The sequence below is a fragment of the Methylobacterium sp. CCH7-A2 genome (assembly GCF_001557075.1).
GTDB classification, from domain to species: Bacteria; Pseudomonadota; Alphaproteobacteria; order Rhizobiales; family Beijerinckiaceae; genus Allobosea; species Allobosea massiliensis.
The window spans coordinates 118,221-132,983 of record NZ_LSKN01000088.1; the positions used below are offsets into that span (position 1 = coordinate 118,221).

Annotated in this window: 15 protein-coding genes; 11 read left to right on the forward strand and 4 right to left on the reverse strand. The window is 67.2% G+C overall.

Going from position 1 to position 14,763, the window contains the following annotated elements:
• Nucleotides 1-2: 2 nt before the first annotated feature.
• The 3 genes from AX750_RS07215 to AX750_RS07225 are packed head-to-tail and all read right to left on the reverse strand — an operon-like array spanning nucleotide 3 to nucleotide 3,621.
• A complete protein-coding gene (locus tag AX750_RS07215) occupies nucleotides 3-1,634 on the reverse strand; it encodes a bifunctional 3-(3-hydroxy-phenyl)propionate/3-hydroxycinnamic acid hydroxylase (protein ID WP_245282333.1) in 1,632 nt (543 codons plus the stop codon).
• Between the two features lie 26 nt (nucleotides 1,635-1,660).
• Entirely contained in the window at nucleotides 1,661-2,566 is a 906-nt protein-coding gene (locus tag AX750_RS07220) for a VOC family protein (RefSeq protein ID WP_066717323.1), read from the reverse strand.
• Nucleotides 2,563-3,621, reverse strand: coding sequence for an amidohydrolase family protein (locus AX750_RS07225; RefSeq protein WP_066717326.1), 1,059 nt, complete (start codon nucleotides 3,619-3,621; stop codon nucleotides 2,563-2,565). The genes AX750_RS07220 and AX750_RS07225 overlap by 4 nt, the downstream gene beginning before the upstream one ends.
• 178 nt (nucleotides 3,622-3,799) lie before the next feature.
• Here AX750_RS07225 and AX750_RS07230 point away from each other — a divergent pair, with 178 nt between their 5' ends.
• The 10 genes from AX750_RS07230 to AX750_RS07280 all read left to right on the forward strand — a co-directional run bounded on the left by AX750_RS07230 (nucleotide 3,800) and on the right by AX750_RS07280 (nucleotide 13,326).
• On the forward strand, nucleotides 3,800-4,468 hold the full coding sequence (locus AX750_RS07230; protein WP_066717328.1) for a GntR family transcriptional regulator: 669 nt from the start codon (nucleotides 3,800-3,802) through the stop codon (nucleotides 4,466-4,468).
• 369 nt (nucleotides 4,469-4,837) lie between these two features.
• A complete protein-coding gene (locus AX750_RS07235) occupies nucleotides 4,838-6,124 on the forward strand; it encodes a site-specific integrase (protein WP_066717330.1) in 1,287 nt (428 codons plus the stop codon).
• A 216-nt stretch (nucleotides 6,125-6,340) separates the two neighbouring features.
• Complete coding sequence (locus tag AX750_RS07240; RefSeq protein WP_156446423.1) at nucleotides 6,341-6,550, forward strand: helix-turn-helix domain-containing protein; 210 nt, start codon at nucleotides 6,341-6,343, stop codon at nucleotides 6,548-6,550.
• Entirely contained in the window at nucleotides 6,547-6,843 is a 297-nt protein-coding gene (locus AX750_RS07245) for a DUF6074 family protein (protein WP_066717336.1), read from the forward strand. Before AX750_RS07240 ends, AX750_RS07245 begins: the two co-directional genes overlap by 4 nt.
• Nucleotides 6,840-7,274, forward strand: a complete 435-nt coding sequence (locus AX750_RS07250) for a helix-turn-helix domain-containing protein (RefSeq protein WP_082735234.1) — start codon at nucleotides 6,840-6,842, stop codon at nucleotides 7,272-7,274. Before AX750_RS07245 ends, AX750_RS07250 begins: the two co-directional genes overlap by 4 nt.
• A gap of 419 nt (nucleotides 7,275-7,693) precedes the next feature.
• A complete protein-coding gene (locus AX750_RS07255; protein ID WP_156449936.1) occupies nucleotides 7,694-8,371 on the forward strand; it encodes a hypothetical protein in 678 nt (225 codons plus the stop codon).
• A 425-nt stretch (nucleotides 8,372-8,796) separates the two neighbouring features.
• A complete protein-coding gene (locus AX750_RS07265; RefSeq protein ID WP_156462432.1) occupies nucleotides 8,797-9,225 on the forward strand; it encodes a hypothetical protein in 429 nt (142 codons plus the stop codon).
• Between the two features lie 204 nt (nucleotides 9,226-9,429).
• Entirely contained in the window at nucleotides 9,430-10,371 is a 942-nt protein-coding gene (locus AX750_RS07270) for a hypothetical protein (protein ID WP_066717355.1), read from the forward strand.
• A complete protein-coding gene (locus AX750_RS07275) occupies nucleotides 10,368-10,655 on the forward strand; it encodes a hypothetical protein (protein ID WP_067253826.1) in 288 nt (95 codons plus the stop codon). The genes AX750_RS07270 and AX750_RS07275 overlap by 4 nt, the downstream gene beginning before the upstream one ends.
• 43 nt (nucleotides 10,656-10,698) lie before the next feature.
• Entirely contained in the window at nucleotides 10,699-13,326 is a 2,628-nt protein-coding gene (locus AX750_RS07280; RefSeq protein ID WP_066717358.1) for a phage tail tape measure protein, read from the forward strand.
• Nucleotides 13,327-13,352: 26 nt separating this feature from the next.
• Here the strand turns inward: AX750_RS07280 and AX750_RS07285 are convergent, their stop codons facing one another.
• Entirely contained in the window at nucleotides 13,353-13,955 is a 603-nt protein-coding gene (locus tag AX750_RS07285) for a hypothetical protein (RefSeq protein ID WP_066717360.1), read from the reverse strand.
• A 110-nt stretch (nucleotides 13,956-14,065) separates the two neighbouring features.
• On the opposite strand from AX750_RS07285, the gene AX750_RS07290 reads away from it, so the two are divergent.
• A complete protein-coding gene (locus AX750_RS07290; protein WP_066717362.1) occupies nucleotides 14,066-14,707 on the forward strand; it encodes a hypothetical protein in 642 nt (213 codons plus the stop codon).
• Nucleotides 14,708-14,763: the final 56 nt, after the last annotated feature.

Consider the following 14,763-nt stretch of genomic DNA (forward strand, 5'->3'; position numbering starts at 1 on the left):
TCTCAGGACAGGGCATGGGCGAGGGAGGCCGCCGGCAGCGCGGGCGCGGTGAGGCCGAGGGTGAAGGCGTCGATCAGCGCGGCCAGCGCCGGGCCGTCGGCGGCCGTGCCGAAGACGTAGTGGTCCGGCCGCACGATCGCGGCGGCGCGACCGCATCCCGCAAACCAGTCGCGCAGGACGCCGTCGCATTCGGCGACCGTGATGTCGGCCTCGGCGACGGGGCCGGCTCCGGACGGGCCGAAGGCGATGACGGTGAGGCCTTTGGCGCGCGCCGTTGCGAGGATGCCGGCGGGCAGGGTGCGGGCGAGCGCGTCCTCGATCACGACGCGGCAGCCCGCCCCCGCGACGGCGTCGAGCCGCGCACGCCCCTTGGCCGTCTCGACCCAGGGCTGCGGGAAGAGCCGGCCGCGGGCCGGATCGGTTTCGTCTGCGAGCAGGCCGGTCGCCAGCGGCGGCACGATCTCCTGGCGGGTGATGATGCGCGGCTGGCCGCCGCCCTCGGCGAGGATGCGGGCGTCACGGGCGCGCGCCGCCACCGGATCGCGCTCGCAGATCACCTGGCCGATCGCCTTGATCCGCGTCGTCAGCTCGCGGACATGCGCGCTGCGCTCCGCCTCGTAGCTGTCGAGCAGCGCCTCGCCCGAGCGTCCGTCCAGCACGCGCGCGAGCTTCCAGATCAGGTTGGCGACGTCGCGCACCCCCTGGCACATGCCCTGGCCGATGAAGGGCGGCTGCTGATGCGCGGCGTCGCCGGCGATGAAGACGCGACCCTGCCGCCAGCGCTCGGCGACCAGGGCGTGGAAGCGATAACTCGCGGCCCGCCAGAGCGTCGCGTCCGCCGGCGTCAGCCATCGCGCCAGCAGCTCCCAGACGCGCTCCCGCGTCTGCGCCAGGCGCGGATCCTCGCCCGGCAGCAGCATGATCTCCCAGCGGCGATGGGTGCCCGGTCCGATGATGTAGCTGGTCGGCCGCCGCGGATCGCAGAACTGCGCCGAATTCGGGGGCAGCTTGGCCAGGGCCGACTCGTTCACCTGCATGTCGACGACCAGCCAGGGCTCGTCGAAGACCAGATCGGCGAGACGGATGCCGAGCCGCTCCCGGACGCCGCTCGAGGCGCCGTCGCAGGCGATGACGTAGTCAGCCGTGATCGTACGACGCATACCGTCGTCCTGCCGCAGGTCCAGCGTCACGCGATCGGGTGTCGCTGTCAGATCGACGAGTTCCGTCCCGAGGCGGACATCGACCCCGGGCCGCGCCTGCGCATGGGCCCGCAAAGCGGCCTCGACGGGAGGCTGCGTGAACACCATCGTCGGCACATAGCCCTGCGGGTAGGGTTCCGGCACGGTGTCGATCCGGCGGATCAGCTGCCCGTCGGCGCCGAAATGCTCCGAAGCGTGGAACGGCGCGACATAGGGCAGAACAGCCTCCGCCAGGCCCAGATTGTCGAAAAGCCGCAGGATCTCGTGGTCGATCGCGATGGCACGCGGCTTGTCGTAGACCTCGCGCTGGCGGTCGATGACGAGGCTGCGAATGCCGTGCTGGCCCAGCAGATTGGCGGCGACGGCGCCGCTCGGCCCGAAGCCGACCACGACGACGGGATAATGCGCGGAACCGGGAAGAGACGTCTCGCTCACCTGAACGGAAATCCTGTGCTGGGCGTTCATCGGGCGGCCCCCGGGCGATAGGCGATGGCCGTCTGGGCGGCCTTCACATGATCGGGCTTGGGCGGGGCGATGCCCCACTGGTCGGTTCGGCCGGGCGGCCAGACCCACTCCTCGGGCCCGCGCACGCGATAGCCGTCGTCGACCTGCAGGACCTCCGCCGTAAACTCGACGACGAAGCCGACGGGATCGACGAAATAGGCGAAGACATTGTCGCCCGGGCCGTGACGACCGACGCCCCAGCCGATCGGATAGCCGGCATCGACGAGCCGGCCCGCGGCCCGCATCACCGATTCCCAGTCCGGCACGAGGAAGGCGATGTGGTTGAGTCCGCTGGCCTTGGCCTCCGCCAGCACCACGGCGTGATGGTCGCTGTTGCAGCGCAGGAAGGCCATCAGCTTCGAGCGATCGGTGAGGACGAAGCTGAGTCCCTCTTCGAAGAAGCGCGTCTGGGCGTCGACATCGTGGCTGTTGAGGTTGACATGGGCGAGCCGCGACGCCCGGTCGGGCCTCTCGCCGGCATCGCCGTGAAGCGCGTCGCCCTGGACGAAGCGGTAGACGCCGCCCTGCGGCTCGGCCAGTTCGAGCAGCACGCCGCCGCCGGGCTCGCCTGTCGGGGCAGGGCCCGACTGCACCCGGGCGCCGTGCCGCGCGGCTCGCTCGCCCAGCTGCTCGAGATCGGTCGCCGCATCGACCCGGAACGTGACCGACAGGATCTCCGCCGCGGCGCAAGGATGGAGCGCAAGGACGTGATGGTCCGCGCCCGTTGCCCGCAGATAGACGGCTTCCCCCTGCCGCGCCGCGACCTCCAACCCCCAGACCTGCGTATAGAAGCGCTCGGAGAGGGCGAGGTCCGGCGTGCCGATCGCGACGGAGCGCAGGGCGGTGACGGGAAAGCGGCTCATGGCGAGACCTCGCTCGGCCGGCCGAGAAAGGCCGCCGCATTGTCGCGCAGCAGCCGCGCCCGCAGCGCCTCGTCCGCAAAGGCGGCTTCGATCCGCTCGACCGGGCGGCGCTCGTGGAAATTGAAGGGATAGTCGGTGCCGATCATCACCTGCGTCTCTCCGAACAGGCGCACCAGATGCTGCAGGGTCGGCTCGTCATAGACGAGTGCGTCGTAGAACAGCCGGCGGGCCTGCTCGGTCGGCGAGACTTCGATGCTCTCCTGAAGGGCCGGGAAGACGCGGCGGCCTTCCTCCAGCCGCGGCAGCAGCAGTCCGAGCGTTCCCCCGCCATGGCTGAAGGCGATCCGCAGGCGCGGACGCCGCAGCATCAGGTTGGAGCAGATCACGGAGGCCGCGGCGAGCCCGACATCGCCGGGATAGGCGAGCACCTGCTGGAGCTGGCCCGGCCCGACCAGCCGCTCCTGCCCGCAGGGGCGCACCGCATGGACGAAGACGGCTGCGCCAAGCTCCTCGGCCGCCTCGAAGAATGGGTCGAAATCGGGCGCCCCGATCGGCCGGCCATTGACGTTGCTGCCGACCTGGACCCCGGCGAAGCCGGGATCGCGCATCAGCCGTTCCAGCTCGGCCAAGGCCCGGTCCATGTCCTGCAGGGGCAGGGCGCCCAGTCCGACCAGCCGCCCGCCGGACTCGCCCACCATCGCCGCGATCTGGTCGTTGATGTAGCGCAGCAGCTCGTCGGCATCGGCGGCGTCCATCCAGTAGGACATCAGCTCCGGCATCGCCGAGATCGCCTGCAGCGACAGGCTCATGCCGTCCAGGTCGGCGAGCCGCTTGGGCACGTCCCAGCACCGGTCGGAGACGGTGCGATAGGTCCGCCCGTCGATGACGACGTGACGGTGACAGGGCTGGGCTTCCGCCATGGCAGGCCAGCCCTTCGGCGTCGCCCCCCTGAGATAGGCCGGAAAGCGCGCGGGCACGACATGGGCGTGGATGTCCACGCCGCAGCGACAGCCGCCGAGTGTCCAGCGCCGCTCCGATCCCGCCTGGCCCGTCACGATCCCTCCAAAGGACTCGATTTTTGTAGCTGGCGCCGAGCATATTCGATAATGTGCCGTCGTAAAGCAGAATTTATAAATTTCTGACGAGCGAGGCTACGTGTACAGATCGAAGGTCTTGAGCCCGCCGGGGAGCCCCGCGCGCTCGCTGGCTTCGCAGGAGATCGAGCCCCTTCGCATGACAGCGCCGACCCCTTCGACCCGAACGCTCGACCTCTACGACAAGCTGCGCGAGGACCTTCTCTGCGGGCGGCTCAAGCCGGGCCAGAAACTGCAGATGCGCTTCCTCATGGAGGCCTACCAGGCCGGGCAGACGCCGCTGCGCGAGGCGCTGAACCGGCTCACCTCCGAGGGGCTGGTGCAGTCGCGCGAGCAGCGCGGCTTCATCGTCTCGCCGGTGAGCAAGGCGGAGCTGCAGGAACTCACGATGACGCGGTGCTGGCTCGAGGGGCTGGCGTTGGGCAAATCCATGGAGGCCGCGACGCCCGAATGGGAGGAGGCGCTGGTGGTGGCGCATCACCGCCTCGCCCGCACGCCGCGCTCGCTCAACCCGGAGCAGTTCGAGGACAATCCGGACTGGGAGCGCCTGCACCGGATCTTCCACCGCACCCTGATCAGCCAGTGCGGCTCGGCCTCGCTGGTCGGCTTCTGCGACCATCTCGCCGACCAGCTCTACCGTTATCGCCGCGTCTCGATCCGGCGCGTTTTCTCGACGCGCAGGATCGGCGACGAGCACCAGGCTATTCTGACGGCTGTGCTGGATCGGGCGGCCGATCGGGCCGTGCAGCTTCTGGAAAAGCACTATCAGGACACCGCGGACGTGCTTCTCGACGATCCCGCGTTCTGAAGGAGCGCGCCTGCCCATCCTCGCGCCGCAGATGGATCGGAAGCCCCCCTCGACAGACAGGCTCGGTCGAATCGATGCATACGAGAAACGCCCCCGTGCTGTGACGGGCGGCTGTGACAGAAGCGTCCTCCGGAGAGACGGGCCGCGTACGCAATATCAAGGGCTTAGGAGTGGCGGAGACGGAGGAGTTCAAACATACGTTTTCAGCCGCATTCTTGCGTTGCGAAGCGTAGTAAAAAGTGCCGCGATCTCAGTGATTTCGGAGCTTATGGGCTCCCGAACGTATTTGCGTGTAGCCGTCAGTCGCCGTATCAGGTTGGGGTTGAAGTTGGGGTTGGCCCCTTCAACCCCAACTTGGAGCCGCCCCCGATGGCCCGCGAGATCAATCGGCTTTCCGCCCGCTTCGCCTCGACGACGAAGGAGGCCGGCCGCCATGCTGACGGCGGCGGCCTGTATCTGATCGTGAAGCCCTCCGGCGCGCGGGCATGGGCATTCATTTTCAAACGCGAGGGCAAGTGGAGAGAGATGGGCGTAGGGGCGGCGGAAGCGGTATCCCTCGCTCGCGCCCGCGAACTGGCCGCTGAGGCCCGCGCGTTGATCGCCGCCGGCCTCGATCCGATCGAGGAGCGGCGGAAGGCGGCTGTTCCAAAGGCCGCCATCCCGACTTTCCGGGAGGCGGCAATCGACCATATCGAGGGCATCGCCCCGAAGCTGAAAAACGCCAAACACGTGCAGCAGTGGAAGACGACGCTCGGCGTCGAGCCCGTGGCTGCGAAGATGATCCGGATCGACGCAAAGGTGCAGGCGCGGCACGAGGCTGCGCTCAATAAGCTGCTGGCGATGAAGGTCAGCGAGATCGAGACGGCTGACGTGCTGGCTGTGCTTTCCCCGATCTGGCACGTCAAGCCGGAGACCGCCTCTCGGCTTCGGGGCCGCATTGAGGCCGTCTTATCCGCGACGGCGGCGCTCGGGCATCGCTCTGAGGTGAACCCGGCCCGCTGGCGCGGGCACATGGAACGCCTGCTGACGAAGCCGCCCAAAATGGTCCGAGGCCATCACGCGGCCATGGCCTACGAAGCCGTGCCGGCCTTCATTGCAAAGCTGGCCGAGGCTCGCTCGGTTTCCGCTCATGCCCTTCATTTCGCCATCCTGACCGCTGCTCGATCGGGCGAGGTGCTTGGCGCGCGGTGGTCGGAAATCGACATGGAAGCCGCCGTCTGGACCGTTCCGGCGGCCCGGATGAAGGCCAAGAGGGTTCACCGTGTTCCGCTCGCGGAACCTGCGCTGGCGATCCTGCGGAAAATGGCAGAAGTCCGCGACGGCGATTTCGTGTTTCCGGGTCAGCGCCCCGGCTCCGGCTTGTCGGTGATGGCCTTGGAAATGGCGCTCCGCCGGCTCGGCGAGACCGTGACCGTTCACGGATTTCGCAGCACGTTCCGCGACTGGTTGGGTGAAGAGACCACGTATCCTGCCGAACTGGCCGAAGCGGCTCTAGCGCACGTCATCGCCGACAAAGCCGTAGCGGCATACCGGCGCGGCGACGCGCTTGAGCGCCGCCGCGAGATGATGGTGGCGTGGGCCTCATTCATAGAGCCTGCCGAAGCTGGCGATAAGGTGATCTCGCTCAGACGAAAGATTGTGCAACGCGCTGCGTGAGAATTTCCAAAACCGTTTTTGGAAAACAAAAGTATCTGCGATCAGAAAATTTGATCGTGGATGGTCGAATTGGTCTTGACGCCGATTAGAGCCTACTCCTAACTGCCGATACCAGCGCAGCGCGCGGGTTGAATGGATCGAGAAAACGCCCGTGCGACGGCGGGCGCGACCTTCAACTTGCGCGCCCCCGTCGCGGCGCGTCGTGAGATCGACGCAATGAAGCCCGCCAAGATCGAAGAGTTGCCCCTCCTGTTGACTGCCTCGCAGGCGGCACGGCTGCTCGGCATCCATAGGACAACCGTCTACACCCTTGTCGAAGAGGGAAAGTTGCGGGCGGTGCGTCCGCTGCGCGAGCTTCGCTTCCCCCGCGATGCCGTTGAGCAATTTGTCCGCGACATGCCCTCGACAAAGGGGGCGGCGCGATGACCGCCCCCGATCGTCTCAGGCTCCGGCCGGCCGTGGCCGGCCCGGCCAAGTTGATCGCCTTCCCGCTTGCGACGCGTGTGCACCAGATTGAGAAGCTGGCGACCCGCATCAAGCAGGTCACCCGCGAGCGCGGCGAGTACGAGCTTGCGCGTGAACTCAATGTGATCCGCCAGCGGATGGCCAAACAGGGCTTCGCGCCGGAGCAGATAGCGGAGCAGGTCGCCGCTCTCGAAGGCCGCGTCCGGGCGGAACTTTGGGACGCGGTGATCCTTGGCGAAGGTGCGATGCCATGACGGCAGCCTTACGCGCGGCTGTTGCCGAGGGCGGCGCGCCGACAAGGCGCGCGGCCCCAAAAGAAAGAGCCGCCGCCGGGGCGCAACCCGGCAGCGGCGACATTTCAGACGCGACGCAATCAATGAAGGGAGTTGAGGGCCGGGTCGTCAAGAGCCGAGCCGACCTCGATGCGTTCATGTGGCGTGTGGTCCGCTCCGGCCTCTCCGATGCGGATCGGGTTTTCGCACTCGCGCTGGGGCTCATGTGGATCGACCGCCGGGCGGACTTTGCCCCGTCCTATGCCGAGATCGCCAAGGAACTGGGCATGTCGCGGCGCACCGCGATCCGGAGAATGGCCACGCTTCGGGCGGCCGGATTGATCAGCGCGGAAGTGGGAAAGAGTGGGCGCGCCAGCCGGTACGAGTTGGTCGCAGGTGGTGACACCCAATGACACCACCTCAGGCCCTCAGGTGGTGTCACGCCCTACACCACCTCGGCGGGCGGAGGTGGTGTCACCTGCTGGCACCCTCAGTAGGAACTATTAACAGACACGGCACCCAGCCCGGTGTTTGGCCGCGACGAAACGGATTGAGGCTGGGGCCGGATGCGCTCCGCGCCCCGGCCCTGAACTCGCTTGGGGCGACACTCTTCCGATGGGCGGGGCGGCCGGCAGGCCGGCCCCGGCCACCAAATTCAATCTCTCAGCATCCTCAATCCGAAAGGTGAGACATGTCCTCTGATTACGAATTCGAGCGCTTCCGCGCTGTCTTCCCGAACCGGCCCGGCGAGCCATGGGAGGGGCCGCATTGGACCGCCGCTCGCGAGGCGTGGGACCAAGCCGTCGCGGAGGGGTCCGATCCGGTCGCGATCGTGAATGGGGCGAAGAACTATGGCTCGTGGTGCGAGGGGAAGTCTGTCACTCGCATATTCGCGCCCCGAAACTGGCTTCTTCGGCGCGACTGGACCAAGACGAGGCGCGGCGGCGAGACCGCATCAGATAGATCGGCGGACGTGGTGGTCGAGCCTCAGCACGTGGCCGCCTACCGCGCTCTCGGCGACATCGATGCGCTGATGCGCGAGCCTCTCGCGGCGGATCGCAGCGCGGCCGAGGAGCAGCTTCGGCGCTGGCCTGACGGCCGCAAGATCGAGGCCGCGCGTGACGCGATCGAGGCCGTTCGCAGGGCCTCGGACGCAGAGCCGGCCGAGCTTGCCCGGATCATCAACGCAGCGCTCGATCTCATGCCGTCGAGCGCGAGGCGGGCTGCGATGGTGAAGCACGTCGCCGGTGCGGAGCGACTGCCGGCAGCCCTCGCATTGCAGGCGATGCGCCGCCTCGTTCGAACGCAGCGCACCGCGCCAACGATCGCCGATATCGTTGGCGCCCTCGATTGGTCATGGAGCGCGCTCGACGCTCTCGAAGGTCGCATCCTAACCGTCGAAAACTACATCGGCGCTGCGATCGAGCGGTTCGATGATCCCGACTGGCACAGATTGCTCATCGAACTCGGCTTCATTGACGCGTCCGCGTTCGCAAAGGAGGCGGCGTAGCAACCATGGCGGGCGCCGATCTCAATCTCGACCTTTCGACCCTCGATCGCGATCTCGCCGCAGCGGAGCGAGAGCGCGCCGCTGCGCGCCTCTCGCGCCTCAGCCCGCAAGGCGCCGCGCTTCTATCGAAAACGCGCGCAGCGCTCGCACAGGGCCGCATCAGCCGAGAGCCGCCATCACCCTCCGTCGCAATCGCTCGCGCCAATTCTGGACAGCAGGAATGCGACGGCGGGGCCATCGGCGAGGAGGGGGCGGAATGAAAAAGGTACTGGCGAGGCGGGCCACCCCATGCGGGACGCGCGGCCCCGGCAAACGGGCATATCTCGTGTTTGACAAATGGCGTTCCAATTCCCGACGCGGAGCGTGAAATGACGACCGAATTGCCCGATCTTGTCACCGCCGAGACGATCGGCGCCCTTGTGGGGATGAGCGCCCGCCACGTCAGAAATTTCGAGGCGGAGGGCGTGATCCGGAAGGCCGGCCGGAATAGGTACGCCCTGCCGGGCACCGTGGCCGCGATCGTGGAGCATCTCCGCGCCGGCCTCGCCACGAAGGCCAAGGCCAGCGACAAGTTCAGGGAACTCCGCTCACAGATCGTCGAGATCGATCTTGCAGCAAAGCGGCGCGATCTCATCGCCCTCGCCGAGGCAGAGGCCGTTGTCGATTTCCTCGCCGGCAGGTTCGGGACGGCGCTCGACGCGCTGCCGGCACGCGTCACGCGAAATCCGGCGCTGCGTCGCGGCCTGCAAGCCGAGATCATCGCCATGCAGAACGAACTTGCCGAGAGCATCGGCAAAGCGGCCGAGGCGTTGGGTGGAAAGCAAGACGCGCTTTTTGGAAAAACAACGGACTGATTTGGAAAAGTATCACGTCATTATTCCAAATACATTTTTTGGTATATGTCATCTTTTCTCGCTGATTGTCAGTTGACGGCGTTCGTAAGTTGTGCGTGGATATTTGCCGGTGCCTCTGTTGGACACCGCGCGGGTGAAGTCGGAGGCGATGCTCCTGCCATTGCCTCCGGCGACCGTGCCACCGCAGGGTCAATGCAGGGACCAATGCTTGACGCAATTCGCAAATTACTTCGCAGCCCGAAGGACGCGCCGCCGACCGCCGCAACGATCGCCGCTGCGATCGATTTTCTCGACACCAAGGCCGCCGAGGCGCGCGCCGCGCTGGCCGCTGCCGAGGACCGGCGGGCCGATGCTGTCCTCTCCGGGGATGCCGCCGCTGCTGATGTCCGCGCCGAGGTCGCTGCGCTCGCCGCCGATCTCGTCGATCTCGGCGCCGCCCGGACCCGCCTCGTCGAACGCCTCGCCGCCACCCGGCAGGCTGAGGCGGAAGTGGAGCGGCGAGCCGCGTATGACGCCGCGCACACCAAGCGGGAGGCTGCCGCCAAGGCGGTCGCGGCGCGCTATCCGAAACTCCGGGCCGATCTCCTTGCTCTCATCAGGCAGATCGCGGAGGCCGACGCGGCGATCGCCGCCGTCAACGCTGCGCTGCCGGCGGACGCCGACCCGATCGATCCGGTCGAGACGTTCCGGGATACGCCCGCCCTTGCCGAGGAGACCGTCAAGGTCGAGGTGACAGAGCGATGGGTGGCAAGGCCCGAATTCGGCTCAGTCGATGTCGATCCGAGCGCCGCCGGCTTCGTCGATCGCGGCGATGGGTCGGCGATATTCACGATCCGCGTGCCCGGAACCCATCTCACCCGGACGGGCATCGCCGATCGGATCACGACCACGACGCGCCACGTTCTGCCGTGGCAGCCCGGCGTCGCGGCCGAGCGGCTGGCGACGGCCCGCCTGCCGGGGGTCGCGGCGGGCGATCCCGCGTTCGATCTCGACGCGCGCTTCACCGCCGATCCGGATGATGTCCTTCGGGCGGTCGAGCGTGCCACTGCTGCAACACAGGAGCAGGAACAGCCGGCCCGCGTGCCGATCGTCCGCACCGAGACCGTCAACCTCCGCCCCTCCGGCCTTTCGGCGAGGGCGGCATGACGCCACCCGTCTTTCGCGCTGTCGCACTGCCCTCAACGGTACTCATTGTGGACGGCGAGACGTGTGGCCGCTCGATCGTCGTTCGGCTGCCCACGCGTAGAGAGATCGCCGAGATCGAGGCCGCTGCGGTTGCCGATGACATCGCGACCGTGCTGGCCCGCTCCTACGAGCTTGCCGGTCTCGATCCCGGCGCCGCCGACAAGCTCGCTCCCGGCGATCGTGCCGCGCTGGACGACGTGATCGTTCAACGGCTCGCCGAGGCCCGCTCCCTGCACCTTACCTAGCCCCGGCCCGCCTCGATGGCGGGCCGAGCGCATTGGAGGCCACATGGCCACGCATACCAGCACCCTCGCAATCAAGCTTCTCGATGGCGTCTCCGGCCCGGCGAAGGGCGCGGCGGCCTCGCTCGGCGCGATCACCAAGGCGACGGAAGCGCTCGGTAAGGTCAAGGGTCTGCGCGAGCAGACCGCGAGGCTGGACGAAATGTCCCGCGCCCATGCCAAGGCGCGGGAGAACGTCCGAAATCTGGCGGGGCAACTCCTCGCGGCCGAGGCGCCGTCGCGGAAGATGCAGGCCGCCTATGAGCGCGCCACCGCTGCGGCCGACAAGCTCGGAAATAAACTTGAGTGGCAAAAGGCCCGCGTGCGGGGCGCCGCATCCGAGCTTGAGCGGATGGGGATCGCGGCGAACAACCTCGCTGGCGCCGAGAACCGCCTGCAAGCGAGCATCCACCGCACCACCGCTGCGATCCAACGGCAGGAGGCCGCCTCGCTTCGATCGCAGGCCCGCCGGGCTGCGCTCGGCGACGCCGCGACCGTGGCCGGCGGCGTGGCCGCGATCCGGGCCAAGGAGATCGGGAAGAAGGCGATCGTCAGCGCGGCCGACTTCGACATTGGGGTCCGCCGGCAGCGCGCCTACGCCGGGATCACGAAAGAGGATCAGGATCGCCTCCTGATCCCGCAGGCGAAGCGGATCGGCCAAGACACGCAGTTCACGAACCTCGATATTGTCGAGGCGCAGACCGCGATCATGCAGCGGCTCCCGGAGCAGCTTCCGCGCGCTTCCGTGGCGCAGGCGATCACCGAGGAGGTGAAGAACTACGCACTCTCGATGCGCGCCGATATGAAGACCAGCGCCGAGGGGATCACGGCCTTCCTGATGCAGACCGGGAAGGACATCACAACGCAGGACAAGGCCGTCGCCGAGGCGCGCCGGGCTTCGAACATGCTGGTCCGCATGGCGAAGCTCGGCGGCATGTCGGACGAGGACGTGTCGCAGTTCATGAAATACGCGGCCACGTCATCGACGCTCGCGGGCCTGTCGAACGAGACGCTTGGCGCGCTCGGCGTCGGGTTGAAGCGCGCCGGGTTCCGGGGCGACGAGGCGGGCGTCGGTATCCGCTCGATCTCTGCGAAGCTGGTCTCGCCGGGCCGCAAGGGGCTCGATGCGCTGACGGCCATGGGGGTGGACTACAACAAGTTCACGACCATGCCGGGCGGCCTGTCGGCCGAGAACCTTGAGGCGATGCAGAAGCGCCGCTTCGGCAAGACGTTTAACGCCAGTCAGCGGGAGCGGCTCACCACGGTCCTCGAAGACGACGAGACGCTTGCCAATAAGGACGCCTTCATCGCGAAGGTCTCTGCGATCATGCAAGAGAGCTTCGAGAAGACGAAGGGCGGCAAGACGAAGGCGCAGGACGCGCAGAAGATCGCGAAGCTCGCGGCGGATTTCCACCAACTCGGCGTCGCCAGCGTCGATGCGGAAGGGCTGCTCGCGGCGATCCTTTCGGCCGCGCCGACCTTGCAGCAGTTGAACGCGCTGTTCACCGACAAGCAGGGCGGCAAGGCTGGTGCGCTTGGCAAGGTCTTCGAGCAGCTTGGCAAGGACCGCGAGGCGATCCGGAACACGCCCGACGACTTCGGCAAGAAGATCGCGGACGAGATCATGGGCGGCCTCGGCGGCTCCTTCGAGCGGTTGAAGGGCTCGGTCGAGAACTTCTATCTCGCGCTCGGCGAGGCCAATTCGAAGCTGCTCTCGTTCTCCTTCGACAATATCGGCAGCGCGATCGACTACGTGTCGAACTTGGGCACGGCCGCGCGGCAGGCCGCTACCGCGATCGGCCTGATCGGCGCCGGCTACGGCGCCTATAGGTCTGCGGGTCTGCTGGCGTCGCTCGTCAAGGGCGTCACGGGCGGCGGCTCGGCGGCGGCTCTCACCGGATCAGCCCTCGCCCTGGACGGCTCTGCGGCCGCGCTGACGGCCGCTGCGGTGAAGCTCGGCGGTGCTGGCGTGGCCGGAGCAGCGGGGGCGGCAGCGACAGGCGCAGGCGCTGGCGCAGCGGGCGCGGCGGGCGGCATCCTCGGCGGCGTGACGGTTGCAGGCGTCGCAGGGGCGGCGGCCCTCGCCGCCGGCATCGCGACGATCATTGCGAACCACAAGACAGCCGCAGCGGGCGTGACGCGCGAGAACGCTGCGCCGGGGCAGGAGCATGACTGGGGGCAGCGCCGCCGCCGTGATGCCAACGAGGCGGCGCGCCAGCGCATCCTCCAAACCCGCCGCGAGATCGAGGCGATCGACGGTGTGGGGATCGACGCCGGCACCGATGCCGGCCGAGCGATCCCGGAGGCGATCTCTTCCGGGATTACAGCCAACGGGCCGAAGGTCGAGGCCGCCGCGCGAGGGGTGCTCGATCGGATCAGGTCGCTCTTCGGCGCCGGGGTGGACGTTCCGGTGCGCGTGATGCCCTCCGGCGTTCCGGCCTCGCCCGCCGCACCGTCCAGCGCGTTGCCCGCGCCGAACAGGCAGTCGAGCGTCGCGCCAAGCATCCGGAACAACGTCACGATCAACACGGGCTCCGGCGATCCGCGCGAGATCGCCGCAGCGGTCTCGCGGGCGGTCGGCGAGAAGACCGCCGAAAGCCTGCGCGGGGCGTTCTCGGACAACGCGACAGGGTGAGGCAGGGGCCGCGCAACAGCGGCCTCTCAATCTGCTCCTGATGCTTGAGTGCGCGGGCCGGATGCGGCCACAGCGGCAAACAACTGGTCAACGTGGACCTCTTCCAAAACGACGGCGCCATACCAGCCATCGAAGCTGACCCCGGCATTGGTCGATCGCACGACATCAGGCCAACTCGCTCTGAGCGCCGGGCCATATTTCGGGCTGTTGTGTTTCAGCGTGTTCGCGAGATCGCGAACGGCCGAGAGATGCGGGTGCGCCTCGATCCCCTTGGCTTTGGCACCAAGTACCAGATCGTCATGCCTCCCCCGATCGTCTCCGGTCCACTGTCGGGCAGACCGCTCCCAAAAGTGATAGGCGGCTAGGGCGAACGACTTCCGCAGATCGGCCAGACCTTGACGCGCCATGTCGAGATCGATCTCGAAAAGCTGCTCGCGGTCCCAGATGATATAGCCGTCTTCGTCTCGCTCGCCCTCCCACACTCCGGACGCCAGATATTCAGCCTTGGCGGCCTCGATCCGATCAATGTTGGTGACGAGGGCCAGCGCAGCGGTCGTGTAGGCAGAACGCAGGACATCGATGCCACTCTTGAAGACGTAGCCGCGCAGGTCGAAATTCAGTGGGGCCATAGTCCGTGCACCCTGCCGTCAGCCTCTCCGCCTCGGTCGGCGGGGCAATGCCCTCCTGATTACGGTCTGCCCCATTGCAGCGCCAGAGGCGGCGCTGGCATGGTGATCGGATGGAACCATCCCCCCGTTGGCTGCTGATCCTAAAAGATGTCGCGCAGATCGCTGGCCCGATCGCGACGGCCATCATTGCCGCGATAGGTCTCAAGATCGCGAGGGACGGCCTCAGGAAATGGCAGACCGAAGAGCCCGGCAAACGGCGGCTCGCGGTCGCGGAGGAGGCGCTGCGAAGGACTTATGCCGCCTCGATCGCCCTAAAGAGCGCGCGAAGACACACGGTGACGATGAGCGAACGCATGGCGTGGAAAGACGCCACGTTTGACATCATCAGTGAACCCGAAGCGATGAGGCTCCGGTACGATCAAATCGACGCCGTTCTGCGTGAATTCGACGATTACAAGCCGCACTATGGCGTTCACTTTGGCCGGGAGGCGATGCGGGATTTCGATGACTTGATCGGCATCATCAAGGAAATCCGAGACGATTTGAGCACTCTGTCGATGTCTGAGCCGGAGCATGGCTTTCCTGTGCCGGAAGAAAAAAGAATGGCGCTCCGGAAGAAGTTTTTTGAACCGACGAGCGACCCGAGCCTCGACCTCGACGCCCGTATCGATCGAGCAATCGACAAGGTTCGCAAACGGTTTGAATTGGTCGTAGCAGGTGAGAGGACTGCTCAAGGAATTCAGGCCGACTGATGCCCCGCCCTGTCATCCGATACCGTCCCGAGCATCTGCGGTCGCGCGTCGGCAGG

What these genes read in the sequence shown, in the direction of transcription:
- AX750_RS07220 (WP_066717323.1), bottom strand. Translation starts at nt 2,566, where the DNA reads ATGAGCCGCTTTCCCGTCACCGCCCTGCGCTCCGTCGCGATCGGCACG.
- AX750_RS07230 (WP_066717328.1), top strand. Translation starts at nt 3,800, where the DNA reads ATGACAGCGCCGACCCCTTCGACCCGAACGCTCGACCTCTACGACAAG.
- AX750_RS07235 (WP_066717330.1), top strand. Translation starts at nt 4,838, where the DNA reads ATGGCCCGCGAGATCAATCGGCTTTCCGCCCGCTTCGCCTCGACGACG.
- AX750_RS07240 (WP_156446423.1), top strand. Translation starts at nt 6,341, where the DNA reads ATGAAGCCCGCCAAGATCGAAGAGTTGCCCCTCCTGTTGACTGCCTCG.
- AX750_RS07245 (WP_066717336.1), top strand. Translation starts at nt 6,547, where the DNA reads ATGACCGCCCCCGATCGTCTCAGGCTCCGGCCGGCCGTGGCCGGCCCG.
- AX750_RS07250 (WP_082735234.1), top strand. Translation starts at nt 6,840, where the DNA reads ATGACGGCAGCCTTACGCGCGGCTGTTGCCGAGGGCGGCGCGCCGACA.
- AX750_RS07265 (WP_156462432.1), top strand. Translation starts at nt 8,797, where the DNA reads ATGAGCGCCCGCCACGTCAGAAATTTCGAGGCGGAGGGCGTGATCCGG.
- AX750_RS07270 (WP_066717355.1), top strand. Translation starts at nt 9,430, where the DNA reads ATGCTTGACGCAATTCGCAAATTACTTCGCAGCCCGAAGGACGCGCCG.
- AX750_RS07275 (WP_067253826.1), top strand. Translation starts at nt 10,368, where the DNA reads ATGACGCCACCCGTCTTTCGCGCTGTCGCACTGCCCTCAACGGTACTC.
- AX750_RS07280 (WP_066717358.1), top strand. Translation starts at nt 10,699, where the DNA reads ATGGCCACGCATACCAGCACCCTCGCAATCAAGCTTCTCGATGGCGTC.
- AX750_RS07285 (WP_066717360.1), bottom strand. Translation starts at nt 13,955, where the DNA reads ATGGCCCCACTGAATTTCGACCTGCGCGGCTACGTCTTCAAGAGTGGC.
- AX750_RS07290 (WP_066717362.1), top strand. Translation starts at nt 14,066, where the DNA reads ATGGAACCATCCCCCCGTTGGCTGCTGATCCTAAAAGATGTCGCGCAG.